Genomic DNA, 24267 nt, shown 5'->3' with positions numbered 1-24267 from the left:
GGGCGCAGCAGCTATCGGACTTCGATCGTCACCCGCCGATTCCGCGGCTCGTTGACTTCATCGGCTGTCGGGATCGCCAGCTCGCGTTCGCCGCGACCGACCGCTTCGACGCGGGTCGACGGAAAGTCGCGCGCCACGAAAAGTTGCCGAACCAGCAGCGCCCGGCTGTGCGACAGCTCGTCGTTGCCTGCGACGGCGCCGACGGTGTCCGTATGCCCGGTGACCACGATCTCGCCGCCGCTGCGGGCGAGCGCGACGGCCAGGGCCTCGCTCATCACCGCCAGGGATTCAGGTGTGAGAACGGTGCCGCCCGCCTCGAAATACAGAGTGAAGCGCTTCGCCGGTGGAGGCATCAGTTCGAACAGCGCCTTGTTGTCCGCCCTCAATCTTTCGGGGTCGGCCTTGTCGATGATGGGTGCGCCTCGCGTTCCGACGGCGGCCGTCGCGCGCTCGTAGGGTTCGGAAAGCGTCTGTGCGCCGTCTTCGGTGCTCACCATCACAGCCGATGGCTTGCCGTCGGACTGCGGCAGCAGCACGACACGCGTACCGGGTGTGGAACAGGCCGTGAGCAGCGTGAGCGACAGCAGGATGGATGGTTGGGAGAAGCGACGAAGCATCACGGCTGGCCGTCCACCTGCACGATGAAATCCGTCCCTCGAATACCGATGACCGCCGTTTGCGTCTCGACCCGCACGGCGTCGGGGTGGGTCTTGCCGATCAGGCCGGTGATCATCCGCAGTGACCCGCGCAGCAGCGATACGAGCATGCCGCCATCTTGCGTGGTCGCATCGAAATGGAACTGCTTGAGGTCGAGCCGCGACGATGGACCCACGACCATCGAAGTGCCGTCGCGGAGCACCACGCTCGCGCCGGAGTCGGCGCCGGTCACGATGCGGTCGATGGGCGCGACTGCGTCGCCGGGCCCGGCGGCGCGCGCGGCACCATCGGCGCTGAGCAACCGAACGTCGCCGCGCACGGACTTCAAGGTGCCGGCCCGCGCTTCGCTCGTCGCCGCCGTCTCCGAAGCCACGGCCGGGGCTGTCTGGGCCAACGCACAGGTATTGGCGGCAAGAAAGAGGCCGCTCAGGGTGATGGCAATACGCTTATTCACGAACGCTTCCGCAATAGTCTTGGGATGTCAGGCGATAGTACGCGAGAGAAGATTCACTATCGTGCCTCGATAATTCGCCACAATTTTTCAGCTTTGCTCGAAATCGTTTCTCTCTTTCGCCCGTTGAATTGATTTTGAATCTCGCCGCACTGAGCCCCAAGCAGTTGCTCCGCGTCTCGATCGCGGTCGCACTGATCACCATCGTGCTCAAGGGCGCGGCCGGGTATATCACCAATTCAATGGGGCTGATCTCGGACGCCATGGAATCGTTCGTGAACCTCGCGAGCGCGACCTTTGCATTGGCGATGGTCACGGTCGCCGCGAGGCCGGCCGATGAAGATCATCCCTACGGGCACCACAAGGCCGAATATTTCTCCTCGGGTTTCGAGGGCATCTTGATCATCGGTGCGGCCATTGCCATCCTGTGGGTGTCGGTGGCGCGCCTGTTGTCGCCGCAGCCGCTCGAACAACTCGGGTGGGGCCTCGCGTTGTCCGTCCTCAGTTCGGGCTTCAACGGCGCATTGGCTTTCGTGCTCTTCCGCGCCGCCCGCGCCCATCGGTCCATCGCGCTGGAGGCGGATGCGCGTCATCTGTTGACCGACGTCTGGACATCCGGAGCCGTCGTGATCGGCATCGTGGCGGTCGGCCTGACCGGCTGGCTCTGGCTCGACCCGCTGCTTGCCATCGGCGTGGCGTTGAACATCGTGCGCGAAGGCGTGAAGCTGGTCTGGCGTTCGTCGCAGGGCCTGATGGACGAAGCGCTCGATCCCGAATCCCTCGAAGCACTGGACGCGACGCTGGAGCGCTTCGCCGCCAGCGTGCCGGAAGGCGCCCAGCTGCGATTCGACGACATTGTCACGCGCCGTGCCGGCCAGCGGCGCTTTGCCGATCTGCACATGCACGTGCCGGGCGCGTGGTCGCTCGAACGCGCCGCCGGCTTGCGCGACGGCCTCGAACAGGACCTGATGGATGCGGTGCCCGGGCTGCGCGTGACCATCCAGTTGCTGCCACTGGGCATGGAAGCGCGCGCGACCCAGAAGGAGCCCATGGCATGAAGGCACTGCTCCAGCGTGTGGCCAGCGCAAGGGTCGACATCGCCGGCAAAGCCGTCGGCGCCATCGATGCGGGCCTGCTTGTGCTTTTGTGCGCCGAGCGCGGCGACAGTGATGCGCTGGCCGACCGCATGCTCGCGAAGATCCTGAAGCTCCGGATCTTCTCGGACGAGGCCGGCAAGATGAACCGAAGCGTGCAGGACATCGGCGGTGGCCTCCTGGTCGTGAGCCAGTTCACGCTCGCGGCCGACGTGAGCGGAGGCAACCGCCCCAGCTTCACGCAGGCCGCGCCGCCCGACGAAGGCCGGCGCCTCTACGACTACTTCGTGTCCCAGGCGCGCGCCGCGCATCCGGTGGTGGCGACGGGCGAATTCGCGGCGGACATGCAGGTGCATCTGGTCAACGACGGCCCCGTGACCATCCCGCTGCAGATGTCGGCCTGAGGTATCTCGCGCTCAGTAGGGGTTGCGGATGCCGAGCCCCGAGAGAATCTCGATCTCGCGCGCCTCCATGGCCTCGGCGTCTTCCTCGCCGGTCTCATGATCCCAGCCCTGCGCATGCAAAGTGCCGTGCACCAGCAGGTGCGCGTAATGCGCGGCCAGCGTCTTGCGTTGCTCTTTCGCTTCCATGGCAACCACCGGCCCGCAAAGAACCAGGTCTGCCATCACGACTGGCGCCTGCGCGTAGTCGAAGGTGAGCACATTGGTCGCGTAGTCCTTCCCGCGAAATTCCCGATTGAGCTGCTGCCCCTCTTCGGCATCCACGATGCGCACGGTCAGTTCGCCGTCGACGTCCAGTGCATGGCGAATCCAGCGCACGACGCTGTGACGGGGAAGTGCCGCCCGATGCCGCTCAACCCCCTTGAAGCGCGCGAACTGCAGTGACAGAGACAACGAAGCCAGCGCCATCTCACGCTCCCAAGCCCGAAAATGCCGCGAAACCTGCTCCGCCGGGCCGCCGGCAGGCGATTGGCGAGGCGACACGAAGTGCGCGAAGACTGGGGGGGAGCATCATCGTGTTCGCTTGCGCGCGTTGTCGTAGGCATCCACGATGCGGGCGACCAACGGGTGCCGCACCACGTCGGCACTGGTGAAGTGCGTGATGGCGATGCCGTTGACCCGCTTGAGCACCCGCTCCGCGTCGATGAGCCCGCTCAATTGCGCCTTCGGCAGGTCGATCTGGCTCACGTCGCCGGTGACCACCGCCTTGGCGCCGAAGCCGATGCGAGTCAGGAACATCTTCATCTGCTCGGGCGTGGTGTTCTGAGCCTCGTCGAGGATCACGAAAGCGTTGTTCAGCGTGCGGCCGCGCATGAAGGCCAGCGGGGCGATCTCCAGCGCATTGCGCTCGAAAGCCTTCTGTACGCGGTCGAAGCCCATCAGGTCATAGAGCGCGTCGTACAGCGGCCGCAGGTAGGGGTCGACCTTCTGCGTCAGGTCCCCGGGAAGGAAGCCGAGGCGCTCGCCGGCCTCCACCGCGGGGCGGGTCAGCACGATGCGCTGCACGGCGCTGCGTTCGAGCGCATCCACCGCGCACGCCACGGCCAGGTAGGTCTTGCCCGTGCCTGCGGGGCCGATGCCGAGGGTGATGTCGTGGTTCGCGATGTTGTGCAGGTACACGCTCTGGTTCGGCGTACGGGCGCGCAGGTCGGTGCGTCGCGTGGCGAGCACCACGGCGCCGTCCTCGGCCTCCGTCATCGAGCCATCGCCCGCCAGCGTGAGCTGGACGACCGCGGCATCGATCGGGCGCTGGGCGATCTCGTAGAGCGCCTGCAGCACTTCCATGGCGCGTTGCGCGTTGACCTTGGGCCCGTCGATCTTGAACTGCTCGTGCCGGTGCGCGATCTTGACGTTGAGTGCTTCCTCGATGCGCCGCAGGTTCGCGTCGAGCGGTCCGCAGAGGTGTCCCAGGCGCGTGTTGTTGGGCGGGGCGAAGGTGTGTCGCAGAATCACGCGGATTTCATTTTCAAAGCGAGAAGGGCACCCATGATAGGCAAACTCACCGGCATCCTGGCTGAACGCAATCCGCCGCAGGTAGTGGTGGACTGCAACGGCGTCGGCTACGAGGTCGATGTGCCCATGAGCACCTTCTACAACCTGCCGGGCGCCGGCGAGCGGGTGTCGCTGCTCACGCACTTCGTGGTGCGCGAGGACGCGCAGATTCTCTACGGCTTCGGCACTGCCGCCGAGCGCGCGGCCTTTCGCCAGCTCATCAAGATCTCCGGGGTCGGGCCGCGGACGGCGCTGGGCGTGCTCAGCGGCATGAGCGTGAGCGAGCTCGCGCAGGCCATCACCTTGCAGGAGGCCGGGCGCCTGGTGAAGATCCCCGGCATCGGCAAGAAGACGGCCGAGCGGCTGTTGCTCGAACTCAAAGGCAAGCTCGGCGCCGACATCGCACTGCCGGCGCATGCGGCGAGCGACGCGCAGGCCGACATCCTGCAGGCGCTGGTCGCGCTCGGCTACAGCGACAAGGAGGCCGCCGCGGCGCTCAAGGCGCTGCCGAAGGACATCGCGGTGGGCGAAGGGATCAAGCTGGCGCTGCGCGCGTTGGCGAAGTAGGCCCGGCAGCTCAGCGCGAGTCCTGCATCGCGAGCGCCAACGCGAACAGGATGGTCTGCACCACGACGACGATGCCGTGCCGCTGCATCAGCTTGCGGGCCTCCAGGACGCGATCGGCCAGTTGGCGCGATCCATCGGAGCCGCGGCGCAGGCCGAGTTTTTCCAGTCCGTTCTCCAGAGCGGACGTCGAGGCGATCGCGCCTTGCACCAGCCCTTCGAACAGCGAGGCGGTGAGCGCGAGGCGCAGCGCCAGATAGCGTTCGGGCAATCCGATCAGCCCGACCATCGCGTAGATGAACCAGGCCGCCGATGGCAACGAGCGCCCCGTGAGGGCGAGCACCAGCCCGGCGATGAAGGCGAGCGCGAGCCCCCAGAGCGCCAGGGCGCCGCTGGCACGCAGCAGGCCAGCAGTGGCGGCGCACAGTGCGCGGTCGTTGTCATTCATGAGGTGATTCGGCCCCTTCCCGGTGGCGCATTCTGCCGCAGAGGAGCTGCCAACAGGCCCTAAACTGCGCCCCTCAGCCCACTGCCCTCATGACCATCCAGACCGACGATTTCGCCCCGGCCCCGCAACGCGTGGTGTCCGCTGCGCCCGCCTCGCCCAACGAAGAAGCCATCGAACGTGCGTTGCGGCCCAAGTTGCTCGACGAGTACGTCGGCCAGGCGAAGGTGCGCGAGCAACTCGAGATCTTCATCGGCGCGGCGCGCCATCGCGCGGAGGCGCTCGACCACGTCCTGTTGTTCGGCCCGCCGGGGCTGGGCAAGACCACGCTCTCGCACATCATCGCGGCCGAACTCGGCGTGAACCTGCGCCAGACCTCCGGCCCGGTGCTGGAGAAGCCCAAGGATCTCGCGGCACTGCTCACCAACCTCGAGCGCAACGACGTGCTCTTCATCGACGAGATCCACCGCCTCTCGCCCGTGGTCGAGGAAATCCTCTACCCCGCCCTGGAGGACTACCAGATCGACATCATGATCGGCGAGGGGCCGGCGGCGCGCAGCATCAAGCTCGACCTGCAGCCCTTCACGCTGGTGGGCGCGACCACCCGGGCGGGAATGCTGACGAATCCGCTGCGCGACCGCTTCGGCATCGTTGCGCGGCTGGAGTTCTACACGGCCGAAGAACTGGCCCGCATCGTGCGCCGCAGCGCGGGCTTGCTGGCCGTGCCGATGGACGACGACGGCGGTCTCGAGATCGCGCGCCGTTCGCGCGGCACGCCCCGCATCGCCAATCGGCTGCTGCGGCGTGTGCGCGACTACGCGCAGGTCAAGAGCGACGGACGGATCACCGTCGACGTGGCGCACAAGGCGCTCGCGATGCTCGACGTCGATCCGCAGGGCTTCGACCTGATGGACCGCAAGCTGCTCGAAGCCGTCATCCACCGTTTCGACGGCGGGCCGGTCGGGCTGGACAACATCGCCGCCAGCATCGGCGAGGAGTCCGGCACGATCGAGGACGTGATCGAGCCCTATCTGATCCAGCAGGGCTACCTGCAGCGCACGCCGCGCGGCCGCATAGCGACGCTGGCCGCGTACCGGCATCTGGGCGTTGCAGCGCCGCAGCGTGACGGGGATATGTTCGGGAGCTAGGTTCTCGGCATCAACGCATTCGAGGCGATGAACCACTGCGCCGCGTAATAGCTGGCCAGCACCCACAACGAGGCCACTGGCAGCGGCGAGACGAAGCGGTTCGTTGCCAACAAGGCATCGCTCAGCATGAAGAGGCAGGCACCCACGGCGACCCGTCGCGCCGATGCATCGCCAAGAACCGCCGCCCGCCCGAGCGCCTGGGCTGCCATGCAGGCGATCACCAAGACATAGATCCCCACGGGCACCCTCAGGCCCGATGGCATCCCGCCCCACCACAGGAAAACGTACATCAGCAAGCCGATGGCCAGCGTGGCGGCGAGGGCGCGCCGCCGAGGAAACAGGCCGGCTCCCGAGGCGAAGAGGGCGATGTACGCCAGGTGTGCCAGCAAGAAGCAGATGAGTCCCGGCACGAAGAATTGCGGCCACATCAGGAGAACGTCGCCGGCCAGGGAAGCCACGAGACCGGCCACCAGCAGGAGGACGAAGCGGCCGGGCGATTTCAGTGAGCGGGCGCGCATCAGCGCAAAGGCGATGAGGATCATCAGCGCGAGCGGCTTGAAGACCAGGTGAAGGCCGGCAATGCTCAATGCGCCACTGGAAGTGGCCAGCGCCGCCGCATCGACGAACAGAACCTCGATCACCGACAGCCGGCCCTGCAGTACCGCACCGGTCGCCCAAAGTCCGGCCGTCAGCGCGGCGAGCCACACCAGCGAGGAGGCGAAGGGGAGCGTGTCCGCGTACCAGAGGAAGGCGGTAGCACCGCCCAGCAGCGCCATGAACTGCACGGCTGCAAAGACCTGCACACCGCGGGAAGCCGGCGGTTCGTAGCGGCGCACCTGGCTGATGTCGAAAGGCGGTTTCGGGTCCAGCGCCTCCACGTCGGCCGGCCGCCAGCCCGGTGGCTTCAGCCAGATGCGCAGCTTGTCGCTCCAGCGCCGCGTCCGCCATGCGTCGCGCGCGAGCGACCAATAGACCTCGGCGTTGGCCCAGACCGGATCCCAACTCTGTAGCGGACTGCGCGTTCCGTAGACGCAGGGCTCGTCCTCTTCCTTGAAGGTGCCGAAGAGCCGGTCCCACACGATCAGCACGCCGCCGTAGTTCCGGTCGATGTAGCCGTCGTTCACGGCGTGATGCACGCGATGGTTTGACGGCGAGCAGAACCAGCGGTCGAACCAGCCCAGCCTGCCGACCTGCTCGGTGTGCACCCAGAACTGGTAGAGCAGGTCGATCAGCGCGACCGCGCCGAAAACCAGAGGCGGCACGCCCGCGAGCGCCATCGGGAGGTAGAAGATCCAGCCCAGCAGCACGCCGCTGGAGGTCTGGCGCAGCGCGGTGGACAGGTTGTAGTGCTGGCTCTGGTGATGCACCACGTGCGCGGCCCACAGCACAGCGCTTTCGTGGCCGAAGCGATGCAGCCAGTAGTAGCAGAAGTCGTAGAAAACGAGCGCCAGCACCCATCCGTACCACTGCATCCAGAACTCGTCGTTGCGGAACAGGGCGAAGGCCGACCAGATCGCGGCGTAGATGCCGATGCGCAGGAGCCCGGTGATCGCCGCGCTGATCTGGCTCAGCATGCCCAGGCCGATGCTGTTGAGCGTGTCCGGCAGGCGGTAGGTGTCCTGGCCGGTCCCGCGCCGGGCGCGCAGGCGTCCCACGAAGAATTCGATCCCGATGAGGAGGAAGAAGACGGGGGTTGCAAGAACGATGATCTGGCCGGGTCGCATGCGTCGAATTCTCCGGTGCGCACGGTGTGACTTCGCCGCGGCTTTGTCATGGTTTGCCCGAAGAGACTCGCCGGTGTCATCAGGAGGTCACGCATGTGCCTTGGCCCCGTCACGGGTCGAAGCGATCGTGTCGGTCCATGCAACGCGACGACGCCTTTCTTCGCGCATGGCGCGATTCCGCCCCCCAGCTTCCCGAGCCGGAAGACGGGGATGCCCTGCGCCCGCCGCAGAAGTACCGCACGCTCTGGATCTCCGACCTGCACCTGGGGACGCCCGGCTGCCAGGCCCGCGCACTGCTGGACTTCCTCAAGCACACCGAGTGCGAGACGCTGTTCCTCGTGGGCGACATCATCGACGGCTGGCAACTGCGCCGTCACTGGTACTGGCCGCAGGCGCACAACGACGTGATCCAGAAGCTGCTGCGCAAGGCGCGCAAGGGTACGCGCGTGATCTTCATCCCGGGCAATCACGACGAGTTCGCGCGCAAGTACCTGCACCACAACTTCGGCGGCATCGACGTCGCGGAGGAGTGGATCCACGAGACCGCGGACGGCCGCAAGCTGTGGGTCATGCATGGCGATCTGTTCGACGGCGTGATCCAGTGCGCAAAGTGGCTGGCGCACGTCGGCGACTCGCTCTATGAATTCACGCTGAAGCTGAACCGCCATCTCAACTCCCTTCGTGCGCGCATGGGCTTGCCCTACTGGTCGTTGTCGAAGTACTTGAAGCTGAAGGTCAAGCGCGCGGTCAGCTACGTGGGCGATTTCGAAAGCGCAGTGGCGCGCGAAGCGCGCAGGCGGGGCGTGCAAGGCGTCGTGTGCGGCCATATCCATCACGCGGAACTGCGCGACATCGACGGCATCCTCTACGCCAACGACGGCGACTGGGTCGAGAGCCTGACCGCACTGGCGGAGCATGCGGACGGGTCGTTGGAGATCCTGCACTGGGCGGAGCACATGCCCGTCGAGGCCCGGGCCGGGCATGCGGCTTCGCGGCGCGAGCCGGCGCACGCATGAAGCCCGCGGCCCTGCTTCCTCCTTGCCGCCCGGCCCGGACCGTCGACCTCGTCTACTTCAACGCCGGCGGCGGCCACCGTGCCTCGGCGCTGGCGCTCGAAGCCGCCATCCGGCGGGCGGGCCTTCCGTGGACCGTGAGACTGGTCAACCTGCGCGAAGTGCTCGACCCCAGGGACAGCTTCCGAAAGATCACGGGCATGGATCCCGAGGACGTCTACAACAAGCGCCTGGCACGTGGGTGGACGCTCGGCCTGGCGCAGGAGCTGAAGCTGCTCCAGGGAATGATCCGCTGGGGGCATTCGACGCTGTTGCGGCAACTGCAGCAGCATTGGCTCGCGACCGAGCCCGACATGGTCGTGTCACTGATTCCCAACTTCAACCGTGCGATGTGCGAGGCGCTCGCGTCCACGTTGCCCGGTGTTCCGTATGTGACCGTGCTGACCGATCTGGCGGATCACCCGCCGAACTTCTGGATCGAAAAAGGTTTGGACCAGCACTTCGTTTGCGGAAGTCCCAGGGCCGTGCAGCAGGCGCGCGAGGCCGGGTATTCGGATGATCGGACCCACGCGACTTCCGGCATGCTCATGCGCTCGGCATTCCACGACGCGAAGCCGGTCGACCGTGCAGCAGCGCGGGCTTCGATGGGGCTCGACCCCGATCGCCCGACCGGCATCGTGCTGTTCGGCGGGCAGGGCTCCAAGGCGATGCTCGGCATCGCGAAGCGGCTGCGCGATACGCAGCTCATCCTCGCTTGCGGCCACAACGCGAAGCTGGCTCGCGACCTGCGCGCCTCGTCTTCGCGGGCGCCGCGGCTCGTGCTGGAGTTCACGCCCGACATAGCCCACTACATGCAACTCGCCGATTTCTTCATCGGAAAGCCCGGACCCGGCAGCCTCAGCGAGGCGGTGCAGATGCACCTGCCCGTGATCGTCGTGCGCAATCGCTGGACGCTGCCGCAGGAACGCTACAACGCCCAGTGGGTGCGCGAGCAGGGCGTGGGTGTGGTCTGCGCGAGCTTTGCCAAGGTGGCGGAGGCGGTCGAGGAGCTGACCTCGCAGATGGACCGCTATCGGGCAGCCACGCGCGGCATTCGCAACGAGGCGATCGTCGAGCTGCCGCGCATTCTTCGGGGCATCCTCGAAGACTCGCAGGCATCGACCTCGATGCCGCACCTTGAAAAGTCAACGCAACAGTGCATTTAGTGCCGCCAAGCCTAGAAATAGAACTTTGGAGTTACATCTCTGTTACACTCAGCGCATCCGTACAACCCAGCCAGGGTTGCACGCGGCAGAACAACCGAGGAGTCGCTGTGAAGAATTCATCCTGGTACGTGGCGGCAGGCCTGACGGCTGCGGCGGCATGTCTTGCCGGCTGCGAAGGCGCGGGCAGGGAAGCCGCGATAGGCGCCAGTGCTGCATCGACGGCTCCCTCAGCCTCATCCCCGGTCGTGGTCACGTGGCAGCCGCCGGACAAGCCGGCCGAGTTCCTCAGCGCCTGGCGGCGTCCCAAGGAATAAGTAGGCAACCAACGGCCCAAAGCAAAAAAGCCTGCTATCGAAGTGATAGCAGGCTTTTCTTGTTTGGTGGCTCTTCACGGACTCGAACCGCGGACCTGTGGATTATGATTCCATCGCTCTAACCGACTGAGCTAAAGAGCCGAGCCAGAGATTATAGCGCGGCTCCGGGCCACTTTCAGCACCTGTCGGAAGTTTCCCGATGCCCTTGCGGGCGGCCTCCAAATCCTGCGGCTCGACCGCCCCGACGGAATGCACGTCGCCACTCCCGGACGGCGGTGCATGCCGCGGAACGAGAGGTCAAAATCGCCCGATGCGCGAGCCCACTGCAATTCCCAGTCTCGATGACGCCCTGCCGGACGACGAGTTGATGCTCGCCTACGCCGGCGGGGAGCCTTCCGCCTTCGACGCGCTCTATGCCCGCAACGAGCGCGCGCTCTACCGCTTCGTTCGGCGTTTGCTCGGCATCCGATTCGCAGGCGAAGTCGACGAGGTGTTCCAGGAAATCTGGATGCGGGTGAGCGTCGCGCGCGACAGCTTTTCGCCGCAGGATGTTCCATGGCGCGTCTGGGCCTTCACCATTGCACACAACCTCGCCATGGACAGGCTGCGGCTGAGCGGCCGCGAGGTGGCGTTCTATGCGCATGACGAAGACGGCGACGGGCTCGAAGCTGCGCAGATCTTCAGTCGCGGACTGCTTAGTGACCACGGTGGCGCGGCCAACGACGCCGCGCGCCCGTCGGAGGAAGAACTCGCCTTCTGGCGCGCCGCGGGCCGCCGGCTGCTGGCCTGCCTCGACGAACTGCCGATTGAACAGCGCGCCGCCTTCCTGCTGCACCACGAGGATGGTTTTACCGTCGAGGCGCTGACCGGCGCGCTCGACGTCGGCTCGGAAACCGTCCGCAAGCGGTTGCGCTCCGGCCTGAAGAAGTTGCGCGGCTGCATGGAGCGGTACCTGTCGGTCCTGGAGCAGGGCATCGAGCCGTCGGAGGACAGTCCGGACGATCTGAGCGACGCCCATTTGTGGCAGGCGCTGGAATACGCGCCGGACCAGAACACGGCACCGGACTGGCGGCTTCGCAAGGCGATGCTGAAAAGGGCGAGCGAAGCCGTTGGCGCGGCAGATCCGGAAGAGGCTGAAGCGGAACTGGAACTGGCGGCGCGGCCATGGTGGCGGCGCATCGGCCCGTCGGACGGAAAGCGTTCGCGCGTGCCGTTGATCGCGGGGTTGGCCACGGTGCTGGTCGCAACGCTGGTGTCGCTGCTTTGGCGGCGTGAACCGGTGATTCCTCCACAGATCGATTCGAGGCCGCAAGCTTCCGCGCCAGTGCCGCAAGCCGTGGAGTCGACTGCGTCGCAGCGTCCGGGCCCGGGCAATCCCGCGCCGTCGCGGGATGCGTCTTCGGCGTCACAGGCATCCGCGCCGCCTCCGGCATCGCCGGAGCCACAGGCTCCGCCTGTGGCGGAATCGAATCCGCCTGCCACGCCCGTCGCACCGGCTCCGCCGCCAATGGCGAAAGTGCAGAAGACGCCTCCGGCCACTTCGCCGCAGCCTCCGCCGCCAAGACGCGAGAGTGCGGACGTTGCGAAATCTGCGCCGCCTGTCGCCCCGGCGCCGCCGTCGGCCGGCGCGTCTTCGCGCCCAACGCCGCCAGAGTCACCGGGCGCCCGACCGCGCAAGGAGGACGACGCCATGTTGGCGCAACGCTCCGACAACGCGGCCCGCCCCCAAGCACCTGGCGCACCCGCTGCCGGCGCGCCTGCCGCCGCACGCGTTGCCCCCCCTTCTTCCCGGCGCACGGAGGCGACGGAGCCGCCGACTTTCGCAGCGTTGTCCCAGTGGAGCCGCATCACCATCACGCGGCGCGGTGGAGAAAGCCGCACGTTTCAGCGCGCCGAGGCGCGCGACCTGAATGCCTTGCTGGGTTCGGCCGCGATCTCTGCTGTCGGAGCGCAGCCGCTGTCCGGCACGCCGGAATATCGGGTCACTCTGGAGCGCGATCGCGAAGTACTTGCGGTGTTCGAGGTTGCGCCGACCCAGGTTCGCTGGCGTGAGGGAAAAACACCGTCCGCCACCGGGGTGCCATCGGCACCAGCGCTGGCGGCGTTGCGCGCAGCACTGCGGGACGCCGTTCAGGAACCGTTGGTGACGCCTGTTCCGGGGACTGCGCCGGTTGCGGCGCCCCCACGAAGTCCCTGACGCCCCTGGCGCCGCCTCACTGGTGCTTGAAGTCCGCGGCGCGCTTGTTCAGGAAGGCGTCCATGCCTTCCTTCTGGTCAGCCGTGGCAAACAGCGCATGGAACAGCCGGCGCTCGAACATCACGCCGTCGGACAGCCCGCTCTCGAAGGCGCGATTGACGGATTCCTTGGCCGCCATCACGGAGATCTGCGAGAAGTTGGCGATCACGAGCGCGGCACCCAGCGCCTCGTCGGCCAGCTTTTCGTAGGGAACGACACGGCTCACCAGACCGGCGCGCTCGGCTTCGGCCGCGTCCATCATGCGGGCGGTCAGCACCATGTCCATCGCCTTGGACTTGCCCACCGCACGCGGCAGGCGTTGCGTGCCGCCGGCGCCGGGGATCACGCCGATCTTGATCTCGGGCTGGCCGAACTTGGCGTTGTCCGCCGCGATGATGAAGTCGCACATCATCGCCAGCTCGCAACCGCCGCCCAGCGCGAAGCCGCTCACGGCCGCGATCACCGGCTTGCGGATCTGGCGGATGGTCTCCCAGTTGCGGGTGATGAAGTCGCCCTTGTAGGCATCCAGGAAGCTGTACTTGGCCATGGCCGCGATGTCGGCGCCCGCCGCGAAGGCACGCTCGCTGCCGGTGACGATGATGCAGCCGATGGCCGGATCGGCGTCGAAGGCCTTCAGGGCCTGGCCCAGTTCGGTCATCAGCGCGTCGTTGAGCGCATTGAGCGCCTTCGGCCGGTTGAGCGTGACGATGCCGACCTTTTCGGCCTCGACGCGGACTTCGATGTTTTCGTAGCTCATGCGTGTCTCCTTGATACCAACAATCCTCAGCCCGGCGCGGGCTACGGCCGACTCAGCCATTTCGCGAGCTTCGCCGGGTCTTGCGCGAACAGCCGCCACGTGGTGACGCCGGTGGGCAGTGTCAGCGGCAGGCGCAGCAGGCGCCGATCCCGCGCAACCAGCGCGGTGGCCTTCTTCAGCGGGCCCAGGTAGAGAGCGAGATCGTCCAGCCGTGCAAGGCGCCAGCCCTGGGCCGGCCGGCCTTTCGCCGCTGGCAGCTCGATGCCGATCCATTCGTCATTTGCCGAAAAGCCCGCCTGCTCGGCGGCGCCGCCGCGCAGCACCACCTTGACCTGCACGCTGCCGCCCGCCTCGGCCACGCGAAGGCCGAGCTCCTGGGCGCGCTGCGCCGGATCGTCGAGCGCGGCGACGCCGTGCGCGCGCAGCAAGTCGGACAGGGGCAGTTCATCGGTCGAATGGACCCAGGTGGCGATTTCTTTTGCGAAGGAGCGTCCGGATACGGCTTCCAGTGCGGCGGCGAAATCCGCCTCGTCGATGGGACCGCCTTCACTCTTCTTCCAGAGCAGCCGCATCACATCGTCGAGCGAGCCCTCGCCTTCGGCGCGCAGCGTGAGGTCGAAGCACATCGCGACGAGCGCGCCCTTGGTGTAGTAGCTCACCGTGGAGTTCGGTGTCTGCTCGTCCTGGCGGTAGTACTTGATCCAGGCGTCGAAGCTCGCTTGGGCCACGGATTGCACCAAGCGGCCCGGCGTCTGCTGCACCTGGTTGATGGTCTTGTTGACGAGCTTCAGGTAGGTCGCGTCGTCGATGCGGCTGGCGCGGCGCAGCAGGAGATCGTCGTAGTAGCTGGTGAAGCCCTCGAACAGCCAGAGCAGTTGCGTGTAGTTCTCCCGCGCGTAGTCGTAGCGCGCGAACTCGGCGGGCCGCAGCCGCTTCACGTTCCAGGTGTGGAAATATTCGTGGCTGATCAGGCCGAGCAGCGTGACGTAGCCATCGGTCTGCTTCCGGGCGCCGATCTGGGGCAGATCGCGACGCGTGCAGATGAGCACGGTCGAATGGCGATGCTCCAGCCCGCCGTAGCCATCGTCCACGGCGTTGAGCATGAACACATAGCGGTCGTGCGGCGGCTTGGGGCCGTTGCGCTTGCCGACCTTGTCCCCGTGCCAGAAGCGCATCTGCTCCTCGCAAATGGCGCGGGTGTCGGCAATCAGGCGCTCGCCATCGAAGGATGCAGGCGCACCCGCGATCACGAAGCGGTGCGGCACGCCGCAGGCCTCGAACTCCGCGCTCCAGAAGGCACCCATCTCGACCGGGCTGTCGGCCAGTTCGTCGTAGCCGCCGGCGATGTAGCTGCCGAAACCGTGACGGTCGACCTTCGCCGGTGTCAGCGCCGTGGCGCATGACCACCGGACGCCATCCTCCGGCGTTGGCGGCGCCAGCACCTCGATCGCGTGCGGCACATCGAGCTGGCCTTCGACCTGGAGGCACAAGCTCGTGCCGTTGAAGAAGCCGCGATCGGCGTCCAGCCAGGCAGTGCGCACCGAGTTGTCATACGCGCAGACTTCGTAGCGCAGCACCAGCGCCTTGCCGGGCGTGCATTCGATCTGCCAGGTGCACTTGTCGAGTTGCCCTGCTGCCAGCTTGCGCCGGCCCTGCGTTGCGCGCAGGTGCTGCAGGTTCTTCGAGAACTCGCGCACGAGGTAGCTGCCCGGAATCCACACCGGCAGCGTCACGCGCTGCAGCGCCGCCGGCCGGTCGATGGTCAGGGTGACGGCGAACAGGTGCGCCCTGCGATCCGCGCATTCGACGCGGTAGTGAACGGCCGGCGCGGCCATCAACTGCGAGCGGCGAGTTGCTTTTCGACCTGCGCCGCCGGCAACGCTCCCGGCGCGCGCGAGCCGTCGCTGAAGATCAGCGTGGGGGTGCCGGTGATGTTGTACTTCTGGCCGAACTCGCGATTGCGGGTGAGCGCGGCCGTGTCGCACTCGTTGGTGTCGGGCGTGACGCCGCGCTGCATCCAGTCGTTCCAGGCCTTGGCCTTGTCCTTGGCGCACCAGATGTTGCGTGACTTGACGACCGAGTCGGGACCCAGCACCGGGTAGAGGAAGAGATGGATCGTGACGTTGTCGACCTTCGTCATGTCGCGCTCGAATTGCTTGCAGTAGCCGCAGTTCGGATCGGCGAACACCGCCAGTTGGCGCTTGCCGTTTCCGCGAACGATCTTGAAGGCATCCTTGACGGGCAGCTTGTTGAAGGCGACCTCGCTGAGCTTCTCGACCCGCTCTTCGGTGAGGTTCTTGCGCTCCTTCACGTCGATCAGGTTGCCTTGCAGCAGGTAGTTGCCCTGGTCGTCGGTATAGAAGATCTCGAAGCCGTTGATGCGGACTTCGTAGATGCCCGGCATCGGCGACTTGGTGACCTCATCGATCTTCGCGAATTGCGGAATGCGTGCGGCCAGATTCTTGCGAATCTCGGCTTCGCCGGCGATTGCGTCCAGGGTGTAGCCCAGCGTCAGCGCCGTCATCGCGGCAAGGAGGGAGCGGGTGAGTTTCTTCATGGTGTGTTTCCCGGAATTCATTGCAAGCCCATCGCCTGCCGGGCGATCCAGTTCTTGACGAGCCGTGTGCGGTCGAAGCCGCGCATGCCCCAGTTGCGCAGCGCCGGCAGGGGATCGGCGCTGTGTGCGAAAAGTTGTTGCAGACCGTCGGTGGCGAGGCTCATCGACAGCACGTCGGTGCGGCGCGCCCGTTCGTAGCGCCGCAGCAGGCGGGCATCGCCGACGCTGCGCCAGTAGTCGCGCGACTTGATGACATCGGCCAGGGCCGCGGCGTCGGCCAGGCCCAGGTTGAGGCCTTGGCCCGCGAGGGGATGCACGGTGTGCGCCGCGTCGCCGGCGAGGGCCCAGGCGGAGCCGTCCTCGAACTGCCCCGTCCAGCGGTTGGCGATGGCACGCTGCAGCGGCCAGGCCGCGCGCTCGCTGGTCAGCTTGAGGGCGCCGAGCGCATGGTGGGTGGCCTCGGTCAGCACGGCATTGAATTCGTCCGCGCCTTGCGCGAGGAGGTCGGGAGCGCGAAGCTGGTCGACCGACCACACGAGCGCGAGTGAACGGTCGAGCTCGGCAGGTGCGTCCGCGGGCCGATTCACGTCGGCGAGCGGCAGCAGCGCCAGCACCTCGCCCTTGTCGCTGAACCACTGGCGGGCCGTCCCGTCGTGCGGCGTCCCGGCTTCGACCCGCGCGGCGATCGCATGCTGCGGGTAGCGGGTGACTTCGTAGCTCACGCCCAGCGCTTCGCGGGTGACGCTCATGCGGCCTTCGCACACCACGGTCAGCGGTGCCGGAACGGGATCGTTCACGACTTCGACGCGGGGCTGGAAGCGAACGGCGTCGCTCAACTGCTGCTCTAGCGCCGGCACATCGACGATCCAGGCCAGCGCATCGACCTTCTGTCGCGCGGCGTTGAATTGCACCCGGCCGCCCTCGTCGCCATGCACCAGCATCTCGCGCACGGGCGTGGCGTGCGCCGCATCGGGCCAGGCGCGCAGGGATTCGAGCAGCGCCTTGGAAGCGGCGTTGAGCGCGTACGCCCGGACGTCCTGCCCGTTCGGCGTGCCGGCGGGCGCCACCAGCGCCACGCGCACGCGCTCGCGCGCCAGCAGCAGTGCCAGCGTGCGTCCGACGATGCCGGCACCGCGAATGCAAACCTCGGGGGGAAGAGCCATCGCGGCATTGTAGGAGGAGCCTTCGCCGCCCGCGGTGTGCTGGACAATCGCGGTTCTTGAAAAGGAACCGATCCGTGAATGCTCCCGATTTCGACCTCCAGGCGACGATCGCGCGCCTGTTCGTCTACCCGATCAAATCATGCGCCGGCGTCGAGGTGAACGAGACGCTCCTCATCGAAACCGGTCTGGAATTCGACCGCGCCTGGATGGTGGTCGACAGCGCGGGCGAATTCGTCTCCCAGCGCGAACTGCCCCGCATGGCGCTGATTCGGCCGCAACTCAAGCATTCCGAGATGATTCTTCGCGCGCCGGGCATGCTGGCGCTGCACATCGCCTTCGATCGCGTCGAGGAGCCCGTGCGCGTGCGCGTCTGGAAAGACGAGGTGGCCGCCTACGACATGGGCAACATCGCGGCGCAATGGTTCAGCGACTTCCTCTCGGAGCCCGGGAAGCCGTGCCAGCTCCGGCTGGTGCGCTTCGACCCCGAACAGCAACGCCTGTCGAGCCTGAAGTGGACCGACGGCATCGAAGCGCCGAACCAGTTTGCCGACGGGTTCCCGCTGCTGGTGGCCAGCGAGGGCTCGCTGGCCGAACTCAACGCCAGGCTGGTGGCGGCCGGCCATGAGGCCGTCGGCATCGAGCGCTTCAGGCCCAACGTGGTGCTCGCCGGCATCGAGGCGCACGACGAGGACCGTGTCGACACGCTGCACATCACGACCGCCGAGGGCGAGGTCAGCCTGCGGCCGGTCAAGCCCTGCGCGCGCTGCCCGATTCCCGACATCGATCCCGCGACCGGCACGAGTAGCCCCGAAGTCGGCGACATGTTGCGCACCTATCGCTCCGATCCGCGCGTCAACGGCGCCATCACCTTCGGCATGAACGCGATCGTGCTGGAGGGCGTCGAGCATGCGCTCAGGGTGGGGCAGCCGGTCGGTGCCAACCTGCGCTTCGAATGAGGCAGTAGCCCCCGGATCAGGGCGCGAAAGGCCGGGCGCCTAAAATGACCGGTTCCCCCAAGATTTCTGAAAGCACCCGCCATGAGCCTCCAGTGCGGCATCGTCGGCCTGCCCAACGTCGGCAAGTCCACCCTCTTCAACGCGTTGACCAAGGCAGGCATCGCGGCCGAGAACTATCCCTTCTGCACGATCGAGCCGAATGTCGGCGTGGTCGAGGTGCCCGACCCGCGCCTGGCGGAGCTGGCCGAGATCGTGAAGCCGGAGCGCGTGGTGCCGGCCATCGTCGAGTTCGTCGACATTGCCGGCCTGGTGGCCGGGGCCAGCCAGGGTGAAGGATTGGGCAACCAATTCCTCGCGCACATCCGGGAGACGGACGCGATCGTGAACGTGGTGCGCTGCTTCGAGGACGACAACGTCATCCACGTGGCCGGCAAGGTCGATCCGATCTCCGACATCGAAGTGATCCAGACCGAACTGTGCCTGGCCGACCTCTCGACGGTCGAGAAGGCTTTGCATCGCCACACCAAGACGGCGCGTTCCGGCGACAAGGAAGCGATCAAGCTGGTCGCTCTGCTCGAGAAATGCCAGGCCGCGTTGAACGAGAACAAGCCGGTGCGCGCCATCGAGTTCAGCAAGGAAGACAAGCCGCTGGTCAAGCAGTTCTCGCTGATCACCGCCAAGCCGGCCATGTTCGTCGGCAACGTCGCGGAAGACGGGTTCGAAAACAATCCCTTCCTCGATCGCCTGCGCGAATACGCCTCGGCGCAGAACGCGCCCGTGGTCGCCATCTGCGCCAAGATCGAGGCCGAACTGGCCGACATGGACGATGAAGACCGGAAGATGTTCCTGGCCGAGATCGGCCAGGAAGAGCCGGGCCTGAATCGGCTGATCCGCGCGGCCTACACGCTGCTGGGCCTGCAGACGTACTTCACCGCCGGCGTCAAGGAAGTGCGCGCCTGGACCATCCACATCGGCGACACCGGCCCGCAGGCGGCCGGCGTGATCCACACCGATTTCGAGAAGGGCTACATCCGCGCCCAGACCATCGCCTTCAACGACTTCATTGCGTACAAGGGCGAGCAGGGCGCGAAGGATGCCGGCAAGATGCGGGCGGAAGGCAAGGAATACGTCGTCAAGGATGGCGACGTGATGAACTTCCTGTTCAGCTCCTGAGCCCCCGATCGCACAGGCATCAATGATCACCGTCCACCATCTGAACAACTCCCGCTCGCAACGCGTGCTCTGGCTGCTCGAAGAACTCGAGATGCCTTACGAGATCGTGCATTACCAGCGCGATCCGAAGACGATGCTGGCGCCGACTTCGCTTCGTGCGGTGCATCCGTTGGGCAAGTCGCCGGTGGTGACGACCGACGACGGGCTCACCCTCGCCGAGTCGGGCGCGATCCTGGAGACGGTGATCGAGCGCTACGGCAATGGCCGTCTTGCACCTGCGCCAGGATCGCCTGAAGCCTTGCGCTATCGCTACTGGCTTCACTATGCAGAAGGATCGGCCATGCCGCCGCTGCTGCTGAAGCTGATGTTCGACCGGATCGAGAAGTCGAAGATGCCTTTCTTCGCCAAGCCGATCGCCCGGTCCATCGCGGCCAAGGCCAAGGCGGGATTCGTCACGCCGAACATCACGAGCCATCTCGACTTCATGGAAGGTGAACTTGGCAAGAGCGAATGGTTTGCGGGCGACGCGTTCACCGGCGCCGACATCCAGATGAGCTTTCCGGTGGAGGCCGCCGCGGTGCGCGGCGGGCTCGACGCCTCGCGGCCGAGACTGATGGCGTACCTCGAGCGTATCCATGCGCGTCCGGCCTACCGGCGTGCGCTGGAGCGCGGTGGTCCCTACGGGCTGTTGAAGTGATCCGGCCTAGCTGTTAGGCCATATATATAAGAGCGCGACCGTCATCGTCACGTAGCGCGCGAACTTCCCGATGGCCATGTAGAACAAGCAGCGCCAGAACGGCAGTTGCAGCCAGCCGGCCACTGCACAGAGCGGATCGCCGACGACGGGCAGCCAGGCCAGCAGGCAGGCCTTGGGCCCGAGACGTTCGAGCCAGGTCAGCACGCGCAGATGGTGCTTGGAATGCGAATACTTGTCGGCCACCTTGTGGGCGCCGTAGCCCATCCACCAGTCGACCGCACCGCCCAAGGTGTTGCCGGCTGTAGCCACGAACACGGCGGGCCAGAACATCTCGGGGTTGAGCTTGAGCAGCCCGAACAGCACGGGCTCGGACCCGACAGGAAGCAAGGTCGCGGACACGAAGGCGGCGATGAATAGCGTGCTCAGCCCGTATTGCGGCAGCGCGAGAAGCGCGAGAAGTGAGTCGAGCCAAGCTTGCATGTGCGCTGGAGTATAGAAAGGCATCCGCCCCCTGGCGTGTAGGTGCAAGTACGGGCTTCAGGTGTCGCGAACCTGCCTATCGCGTGTGGGCCGGGTGCAAATCGTTGCAGCCGACACATCGCGGCGCCGGTACAATCGTGCCTCATTTTTCAGCAGCCCAGCGCTCGCCCCCTTTCTCTCCATGACCCTGCAAATCGGCAACATAGCGCTGGAAAACCGCCTGTTCGTCGCGCCCATGGCTGGCGTCACGGACCGGCCTTTCCGCATGCTCTGCCGTGAACTCGGCGCGGGCTATGCGGTCAGCGAGATGGTCACGTCGCGCAAGGAACTGTGGGGCACGCTCAAGACGTCGCGCCGCGCCAATCACGATGGCGAGCCCGGCCCCATTTCGGTGCAGATCGCCGGGACCGACGCGGACATGATGTCCGAGGCCGCGCAATACAACATCGAGCGCGGCGCGCAGATCATCGACATCAACATGGGTTGCCCGGCCAAGAAGGTTTGCAACAAGTGGGCGGGATCGGCGCTGATGCGCGACGAGCCGCTGGCGCTCGAGATCGTGGAGGCGGTGGTCAAGGCGGCGGCGCCGCACGACGTTCCGGTGACGCTCAAGATGCGCACCGGCTGGAGCGAGGACCATCGCAACGCCGTCACTCTCGCGCGGCGCTTCGAGCAGGCCGGCGTGCAGATGCTCACCGTCCACGGACGCACGCGCGAGCAGGGCTACAAGGGCTTTGCCGAATACGACACCATCGCCGCCGTGAAGGCTGCGGTGCGAATCCCGGTGGTCGCCAACGGCGACATCACCTCACCCGAGAAAGCGCGCGATGTGTTGGCGCTCACTGGCGCCGACGCGGTCATGGTGGGCCGCGCCGCGCAAGGGAGGCCATGGATCTTTCGCGAAATCGCGCACTTTCTCGCCACAGGCACGCATCTGGCCCCGCCCCTGGTGGTCGAGGTGCGGCGCCTGATGCTCGACCATCTGCGAGAGCACTACGCCCTTTACGGCGACTACAGCGGCGTGCGCACGGCGCGCAAGCACATCGGCTGGTACGTGCGCGCATTGCCCGGCGGCGAAGCGTTCCGTGGCGCCATGAACGCCATCGAGGACTGCGACGAGCAATTGCGCGCAGTGGCCGGGTTCTTCGACACGCTGGCGACGCGAATGGACCGCATTCCGAATGCTTCGGATGCGGTCGAACCGTCAGACGAACAGGCCGCCGACGCGATGGCGTAGAGAGAGCAGAACAAGAGGAGAAGAAGAGAAGGCCATGAGCAAGAAACACATCGAAGACTGCGTACGCAGCAGCCTGGACAGTTATTTCCGCGACCTCCGCGGGACCGAGCCCGACGGCATGTACGACATGCTCGTGCGCGTCGTCGAGAAACCGCTGCTCGACGTCGTGATGACGCGCGCCGAGGGCAATCAATCCAAGGCCGCGCAATGGCTCGGCCTGAACCGCAACACGCTGCGCAAGAAGCTGGTCGAACACAAACTGCTGAAGTAACCCCTGATGAACGCACTGATCTCCGTTTCCGACAAGACCGGCATCCTCGAATTCGCGCAGGCACTGCATGCGCTGGGCATCAAGCTGCTCTCCACCGGCGGCACCGCCAAGCTGCTGGCCGACGCCGGCCTGCCGGTGACCGAAGTCGCCGAACTCACCGGCTTCCCCGAGATGCTCGACGGCCGCGTCAAGACGCTGCATCCCAAGGTGCATGGCGGCCTCCTGGCGCGCCGTGACCTGCCGGCCCACATGGCCGCGTTGAAGGAGCACGGCATCGACACCATCGACCTGCTGGTGGTGAATCTCTATCCCTTCGAAGCCACGGTCGCCAAGCCTGGCTGCACGCTGGAAGACGCCATCGAGAACATCGACATCGGCGGCCCCGCCATGGTGCGCAGCGCAGCGAAAAACTGGAAGGACGTCGGCGTGTTGACCGACGCCGCACAGTACCCGCAGGCACTCGCCGAACTGAAGGCCGAGGGCAAGCTCAGCGACAAGACCAAGTTCGCCTTCTCGGTCGCCGCGTTCAACCGCATCAGCCAGTACGACGGCGCGATCAGCGATTACCTCTCCCGCATCCAGGAAGACGGTGCGCACGCGCTGTTCCCGGCGCAGAGCAACGGCCGCTTCGTCAAGCTGCAGGACCTGCGCTACGGCGAGAACCCGCACCAGCAGGCCGCGTTCTATCGCGACCTGTACCCGGCGCCCGGTTCTCTGGTGACGGCGACGCAGCTCCAGGGCAAGGAACTCAGCTACAACAACATCGCCGATGCGGACGCGGCCTGGGAATGCGTGAAGAGCTTCGACACGGCCGCCTGCGTGATAGTGAAGCATGCCAACCCCTGTGGCGTCGCGACCGGCAAGGACGCCTTGGAGGCCTACAGCAAGGCTTTCAAGACCGATCCCACCTCGGCCTTCGGCGGCATCATCGCCTTCAACCGTCCGCTGGACCGCGCGGCGGCTGAAGCGGTGAGCAAGCAGTTCGTCGAAGTGCTGATGGCGCCCGGTTACGCGCCCGAAGCGCTCGAAGTGTTCAAGAGCAAGGTCAACGTGCGCATCCTGCAGATCGCTCTGCCGCCCGGCGGCAGGACCGATTGGGACAACGGCCGCAATGCGGTGGACGTCAAGCGCATCGGATCGGGCCTGCTCATGCAGACGGCCGACAACCGCGAGCTGTCGATCGACGAGCTCAAGATCGTCAGCAAGAAGCAGCCGACGCCGCAGCAATTGCAGGATCTTCTGTTCGCATGGAAGGTCGCGAAGTTCGTCAAGAGCAACGCGATCGTGTTCTGTGCGGACGGCATGACGATGGGTGTCGGGGCCGGCCAGATGAGCCGGCTCGATTCGGCTCGCATCGCGAGCATCAAGGCGCAGCACGCAGGCTTGTCGCTGTCGGGCACCGCAGTCGCGAGCGACGCGTTCTTCCCGTTCCGCGACGGGCTGGACGTGGTGGTCGATGCCGGCGCCACGTCGGTGATCCAGCCGGGTGGCTCGATGCGCGACCAGGAAGTGATCGACGCCGCCGACGAACGCGGTGTAGTGATGGTCCTGTCAGGCGTCCGTCACTTCAGGCATTGATTGTTGCTCGCCCCCAGGCTTGCCCACTTCGTGTGGCCGCCTACCCCCTGCCGGGGGCAACACCGGCGGACCGGCGGAGCCGGTCCGCGGTGTTTCTGGAATAGGGCGGGCTATTGGCTATTGGCTATTGGCCGTCGGAGAAGCGGTATTTCAGCTGGAAGCTGATGGCGCCGTAGAGGCGATTCTTGATGCTGGGGATGATCGCGATGTTCAGTCCCCAGTTCCTTCCTTCGATCGCCGCAGTCGGGATCAGGGCCGGGAACCAGCCTCCGTTGTTGCTCATCTGGTAGCCGTCGAAGCCGCCCACGACGGCGCCGAGCTTCACGCCGTGGAACTCGAAGGGCATCACGTAGAGGCCGATGTAGTGCGAGCGGTCGCGGTCGCTGTTGCGGAACGCGCCGGCCGTGAGCGAGAAAGTCTTGTCGATCGGCCACTCGATGCCGATGCCGGGATTGAAGTCTTCCAGCCCCTTGTTGCGATCGAAGTGCAGCGAATAGAAGCCCGGGTTGATCCAGACCTGGCTGATATCGACCTGTGCCGAGGCCAAGGCGGGCAGGAGCAGGCTCGCGCCTGCCAGGAGCGATGGCAGCTTCAT

Annotated in this window: 26 protein-coding genes and 1 tRNA gene; 14 read left to right on the top strand and 13 right to left on the bottom strand. The window is 66.2% G+C overall.

Going from position 1 to position 24267, the window contains the following annotated elements; all coding sequences use genetic code 11:
• Window positions 1-11 precede the first annotated feature (11 nt).
• Together QTH97_RS09725 and QTH97_RS09720 are read right to left on the bottom strand one after the other, a co-directional pair.
• Window positions 12-617: an OmpA family protein gene (locus QTH97_RS09725; protein ID WP_286567969.1), complete on the bottom strand. Its 606-nt coding sequence runs from the start codon at window positions 615-617 to the stop codon at window positions 12-14.
• Window positions 617-1111: a FecR family protein gene (locus QTH97_RS09720; RefSeq protein WP_286567913.1), complete on the bottom strand. Its 495-nt coding sequence runs from the start codon at window positions 1109-1111 to the stop codon at window positions 617-619. The genes QTH97_RS09725 and QTH97_RS09720 overlap by 1 nt, the downstream gene beginning before the upstream one ends.
• 134 nt (window positions 1112-1245) lie before the next feature.
• Between QTH97_RS09720 and QTH97_RS09715 the strand changes: the two genes are divergently transcribed.
• Both QTH97_RS09715 and dtd read left to right on the top strand, forming a co-directional pair.
• The gene (locus QTH97_RS09715) at window positions 1246-2166 is read left to right on the top strand and encodes a cation diffusion facilitator family transporter (protein ID WP_286567912.1); all 921 of its coding nucleotides are present in this window, start codon (window positions 1246-1248) and stop codon (window positions 2164-2166) included.
• Entirely contained in the window at window positions 2163-2606 is a 444-nt protein-coding gene (gene dtd / locus QTH97_RS09710; protein WP_286567911.1) for a D-aminoacyl-tRNA deacylase, read from the top strand. The genes QTH97_RS09715 and dtd overlap by 4 nt, the downstream gene beginning before the upstream one ends.
• 12 nt (window positions 2607-2618) lie before the next feature.
• On the opposite strand, the gene ybeY is transcribed toward dtd, so the two are convergent.
• Together ybeY and QTH97_RS09700 are read right to left on the bottom strand one after the other, a co-directional pair.
• On the bottom strand, window positions 2619-3071 hold the full coding sequence (ybeY, locus tag QTH97_RS09705; RefSeq protein WP_286567910.1) for an rRNA maturation RNase YbeY: 453 nt from the start codon (window positions 3069-3071) through the stop codon (window positions 2619-2621).
• A 102-nt stretch (window positions 3072-3173) separates the two neighbouring features.
• A complete protein-coding gene (locus QTH97_RS09700) occupies window positions 3174-4115 on the bottom strand; it encodes a PhoH family protein (RefSeq protein WP_286567909.1) in 942 nt (313 codons plus the stop codon).
• Between the two features lie 33 nt (window positions 4116-4148).
• Between QTH97_RS09700 and ruvA the strand changes: the two genes are divergently transcribed.
• On the top strand, window positions 4149-4721 hold the full coding sequence (gene ruvA, locus QTH97_RS09695; RefSeq protein ID WP_286567908.1) for a Holliday junction branch migration protein RuvA: 573 nt from the start codon (window positions 4149-4151) through the stop codon (window positions 4719-4721).
• Between the two features lie 10 nt (window positions 4722-4731).
• Here ruvA and QTH97_RS09690 read toward each other — a convergent pair whose 3' ends face one another.
• Window positions 4732-5166: a hypothetical protein gene (locus QTH97_RS09690; RefSeq protein WP_286567907.1), complete on the bottom strand. Its 435-nt coding sequence runs from the start codon at window positions 5164-5166 to the stop codon at window positions 4732-4734.
• 89 nt (window positions 5167-5255) lie between these two features.
• Here QTH97_RS09690 and ruvB point away from each other — a divergent pair, with 89 nt between their 5' ends.
• On the top strand, window positions 5256-6311 hold the full coding sequence (gene ruvB / locus QTH97_RS09685; protein ID WP_286567906.1) for a Holliday junction branch migration DNA helicase RuvB: 1056 nt from the start codon (window positions 5256-5258) through the stop codon (window positions 6309-6311).
• Here ruvB and QTH97_RS09680 read toward each other — a convergent pair.
• The gene (locus QTH97_RS09680; protein ID WP_286567905.1) at window positions 6308-8035 is read right to left on the bottom strand and encodes a lysoplasmalogenase family protein; all 1728 of its coding nucleotides are present in this window, start codon (window positions 8033-8035) and stop codon (window positions 6308-6310) included. The two genes, ruvB and QTH97_RS09680, sit on opposite strands and share 4 nt — an antisense overlap.
• A gap of 137 nt (window positions 8036-8172) precedes the next feature.
• On the opposite strand from QTH97_RS09680, the gene QTH97_RS09675 reads away from it, so the two are divergent.
• The 3 genes from QTH97_RS09675 to QTH97_RS09665 all read left to right on the top strand — a co-directional run bounded on the left by QTH97_RS09675 (window position 8173) and on the right by QTH97_RS09665 (window position 10567).
• The gene (locus QTH97_RS09675; protein WP_286567904.1) at window positions 8173-9051 is read left to right on the top strand and encodes a UDP-2,3-diacylglucosamine diphosphatase; all 879 of its coding nucleotides are present in this window, start codon (window positions 8173-8175) and stop codon (window positions 9049-9051) included.
• Window positions 9048-10253 carry a glycosyltransferase gene (locus tag QTH97_RS09670; protein ID WP_286567903.1) on the top strand — a complete coding sequence of 402 codons (1206 nt, stop codon included), beginning with the start codon at window positions 9048-9050 and terminating at the stop codon, window positions 10251-10253. The genes QTH97_RS09675 and QTH97_RS09670 overlap by 4 nt, the downstream gene beginning before the upstream one ends.
• Window positions 10254-10360: 107 nt before the next feature.
• Complete coding sequence (locus QTH97_RS09665; protein ID WP_286567902.1) at window positions 10361-10567, top strand: hypothetical protein; 207 nt, start codon at window positions 10361-10363, stop codon at window positions 10565-10567.
• A 64-nt stretch (window positions 10568-10631) separates the two neighbouring features.
• Here QTH97_RS09665 and QTH97_RS09660 read toward each other — a convergent pair.
• Window positions 10632-10708 (bottom strand) — tRNA-Met (locus QTH97_RS09660).
• Between the two features lie 169 nt (window positions 10709-10877).
• Between QTH97_RS09660 and QTH97_RS09655 the strand changes: the two genes are divergently transcribed.
• Window positions 10878-12764, top strand: coding sequence for an RNA polymerase sigma factor (locus tag QTH97_RS09655; protein ID WP_286567901.1), 1887 nt, complete (start codon window positions 10878-10880; stop codon window positions 12762-12764).
• Between the two features lie 16 nt (window positions 12765-12780).
• Here QTH97_RS09655 and QTH97_RS09650 read toward each other — a convergent pair whose 3' ends face one another.
• The 4 genes from QTH97_RS09650 to QTH97_RS09635 are packed head-to-tail and all read right to left on the bottom strand — an operon-like array spanning window position 12781 to window position 17280.
• Window positions 12781-13560, bottom strand: coding sequence for an enoyl-CoA hydratase (locus QTH97_RS09650; protein ID WP_286567900.1), 780 nt, complete (start codon window positions 13558-13560; stop codon window positions 12781-12783).
• Between the two features lie 41 nt (window positions 13561-13601).
• Window positions 13602-15395 (bottom strand): M61 family metallopeptidase, encoded by a 1794-nt coding sequence (locus tag QTH97_RS09645; RefSeq protein ID WP_286567899.1) that lies wholly within the window; start codon window positions 15393-15395, stop codon window positions 13602-13604.
• Window positions 15395-16117, bottom strand: coding sequence for a DsbC family protein (locus QTH97_RS09640; protein WP_286567898.1), 723 nt, complete (start codon window positions 16115-16117; stop codon window positions 15395-15397). Before QTH97_RS09640 ends, QTH97_RS09645 begins: the two co-directional genes overlap by 1 nt.
• 17 nt (window positions 16118-16134) lie before the next feature.
• Window positions 16135-17280, bottom strand: coding sequence for an FAD-dependent monooxygenase (locus tag QTH97_RS09635; RefSeq protein ID WP_286567897.1), 1146 nt, complete (start codon window positions 17278-17280; stop codon window positions 16135-16137).
• Between the two features lie 74 nt (window positions 17281-17354).
• Between QTH97_RS09635 and QTH97_RS09630 the strand changes: the two genes are divergently transcribed.
• From QTH97_RS09630 to QTH97_RS09620, 3 genes are all read left to right on the top strand, one after another.
• Window positions 17355-18236 carry an MOSC domain-containing protein gene (locus QTH97_RS09630; protein WP_286567896.1) on the top strand — a complete coding sequence of 294 codons (882 nt, stop codon included), beginning with the start codon at window positions 17355-17357 and terminating at the stop codon, window positions 18234-18236.
• Window positions 18237-18317: 81 nt separating this feature from the next.
• Window positions 18318-19409, top strand: coding sequence for a redox-regulated ATPase YchF (gene ychF / locus QTH97_RS09625; RefSeq protein WP_286567895.1), 1092 nt, complete (start codon window positions 18318-18320; stop codon window positions 19407-19409).
• A gap of 22 nt (window positions 19410-19431) precedes the next feature.
• Window positions 19432-20106: a glutathione S-transferase gene (locus QTH97_RS09620; protein ID WP_286567894.1), complete on the top strand. Its 675-nt coding sequence runs from the start codon at window positions 19432-19434 to the stop codon at window positions 20104-20106.
• A 6-nt stretch (window positions 20107-20112) separates the two neighbouring features.
• Here QTH97_RS09620 and QTH97_RS09615 read toward each other — a convergent pair whose 3' ends face one another.
• Window positions 20113-20586, bottom strand: coding sequence for a YqaA family protein (locus tag QTH97_RS09615; RefSeq protein WP_286567893.1), 474 nt, complete (start codon window positions 20584-20586; stop codon window positions 20113-20115).
• Window positions 20587-20767: 181 nt separating this feature from the next.
• Here QTH97_RS09615 and dusB point away from each other — a divergent pair, with 181 nt between their 5' ends.
• Genes dusB through purH form a run of 3 tightly spaced genes read left to right on the top strand, consistent with a single transcriptional unit; the run spans window position 20768 to window position 23672 of the window.
• Window positions 20768-21823 (top strand): tRNA dihydrouridine synthase DusB, encoded by a 1056-nt coding sequence (dusB, locus tag QTH97_RS09610; RefSeq protein WP_286567892.1) that lies wholly within the window; start codon window positions 20768-20770, stop codon window positions 21821-21823.
• A gap of 34 nt (window positions 21824-21857) precedes the next feature.
• Window positions 21858-22094: a Fis family transcriptional regulator gene (locus QTH97_RS09605; RefSeq protein ID WP_068683508.1), complete on the top strand. Its 237-nt coding sequence runs from the start codon at window positions 21858-21860 to the stop codon at window positions 22092-22094.
• Between the two features lie 6 nt (window positions 22095-22100).
• Window positions 22101-23672, top strand: coding sequence for a bifunctional phosphoribosylaminoimidazolecarboxamide formyltransferase/IMP cyclohydrolase (gene purH, locus QTH97_RS09600; RefSeq protein ID WP_286567891.1), 1572 nt, complete (start codon window positions 22101-22103; stop codon window positions 23670-23672).
• Between the two features lie 124 nt (window positions 23673-23796).
• Here purH and QTH97_RS09595 read toward each other — a convergent pair whose 3' ends face one another.
• The gene (locus QTH97_RS09595) at window positions 23797-24267 is read right to left on the bottom strand and encodes a hypothetical protein (protein ID WP_286567890.1); all 471 of its coding nucleotides are present in this window, start codon (window positions 24265-24267) and stop codon (window positions 23797-23799) included.

The organism is Variovorax gracilis (assembly GCF_030317115.1).
Taxonomy (GTDB): Bacteria; Pseudomonadota; Gammaproteobacteria; order Burkholderiales; family Burkholderiaceae_C; genus Variovorax; species Variovorax gracilis.
Note: the sequence above shows the minus strand (reverse complement) of the source record. Positions and strands in the feature narration are given on the sequence as shown.

Bases quoted from the DNA above. Each gene is read 5' to 3' on its own strand.
- QTH97_RS09725 (WP_286567969.1), bottom strand. From the start codon at position 617: ATGCTTCGTCGCTTCTCCCAACCATCCATCCTGCTGTCGCTCACGCTG.
- dtd (WP_286567911.1), top strand. From the start codon at position 2,163: ATGAAGGCACTGCTCCAGCGTGTGGCCAGCGCAAGGGTCGACATCGCC.
- ybeY (WP_286567910.1), bottom strand. From the start codon at position 3,071: ATGGCGCTGGCTTCGTTGTCTCTGTCACTGCAGTTCGCGCGCTTCAAG.
- ruvA (WP_286567908.1), top strand. From the start codon at position 4,149: ATGATAGGCAAACTCACCGGCATCCTGGCTGAACGCAATCCGCCGCAG.
- QTH97_RS09690 (WP_286567907.1), bottom strand. From the start codon at position 5,166: ATGAATGACAACGACCGCGCACTGTGCGCCGCCACTGCTGGCCTGCTG.
- ruvB (WP_286567906.1), top strand. From the start codon at position 5,256: ATGACCATCCAGACCGACGATTTCGCCCCGGCCCCGCAACGCGTGGTG.
- QTH97_RS09680 (WP_286567905.1), bottom strand. From the start codon at position 8,035: ATGCGACCCGGCCAGATCATCGTTCTTGCAACCCCCGTCTTCTTCCTC.
- QTH97_RS09675 (WP_286567904.1), top strand. From the start codon at position 8,173: ATGCAACGCGACGACGCCTTTCTTCGCGCATGGCGCGATTCCGCCCCC.
- QTH97_RS09670 (WP_286567903.1), top strand. From the start codon at position 9,048: ATGAAGCCCGCGGCCCTGCTTCCTCCTTGCCGCCCGGCCCGGACCGTC.
- QTH97_RS09655 (WP_286567901.1), top strand. From the start codon at position 10,878: ATGCGCGAGCCCACTGCAATTCCCAGTCTCGATGACGCCCTGCCGGAC.
- QTH97_RS09650 (WP_286567900.1), bottom strand. From the start codon at position 13,560: ATGAGCTACGAAAACATCGAAGTCCGCGTCGAGGCCGAAAAGGTCGGC.
- QTH97_RS09645 (WP_286567899.1), bottom strand. From the start codon at position 15,395: ATGGCCGCGCCGGCCGTTCACTACCGCGTCGAATGCGCGGATCGCAGG.
- QTH97_RS09640 (WP_286567898.1), bottom strand. From the start codon at position 16,117: ATGAAGAAACTCACCCGCTCCCTCCTTGCCGCGATGACGGCGCTGACG.
- QTH97_RS09635 (WP_286567897.1), bottom strand. From the start codon at position 17,280: ATGGCTCTTCCCCCCGAGGTTTGCATTCGCGGTGCCGGCATCGTCGGA.
- ychF (WP_286567895.1), top strand. From the start codon at position 18,318: ATGAGCCTCCAGTGCGGCATCGTCGGCCTGCCCAACGTCGGCAAGTCC.
- QTH97_RS09620 (WP_286567894.1), top strand. From the start codon at position 19,432: ATGATCACCGTCCACCATCTGAACAACTCCCGCTCGCAACGCGTGCTC.
- QTH97_RS09615 (WP_286567893.1), bottom strand. From the start codon at position 20,586: ATGCAAGCTTGGCTCGACTCACTTCTCGCGCTTCTCGCGCTGCCGCAA.
- dusB (WP_286567892.1), top strand. From the start codon at position 20,768: ATGACCCTGCAAATCGGCAACATAGCGCTGGAAAACCGCCTGTTCGTC.
- QTH97_RS09605 (WP_068683508.1), top strand. From the start codon at position 21,858: ATGAGCAAGAAACACATCGAAGACTGCGTACGCAGCAGCCTGGACAGT.
- purH (WP_286567891.1), top strand. From the start codon at position 22,101: ATGAACGCACTGATCTCCGTTTCCGACAAGACCGGCATCCTCGAATTC.
- QTH97_RS09595 (WP_286567890.1), bottom strand. From the start codon at position 24,267: ATGAAGCTGCCATCGCTCCTGGCAGGCGCGAGCCTGCTCCTGCCCGCC.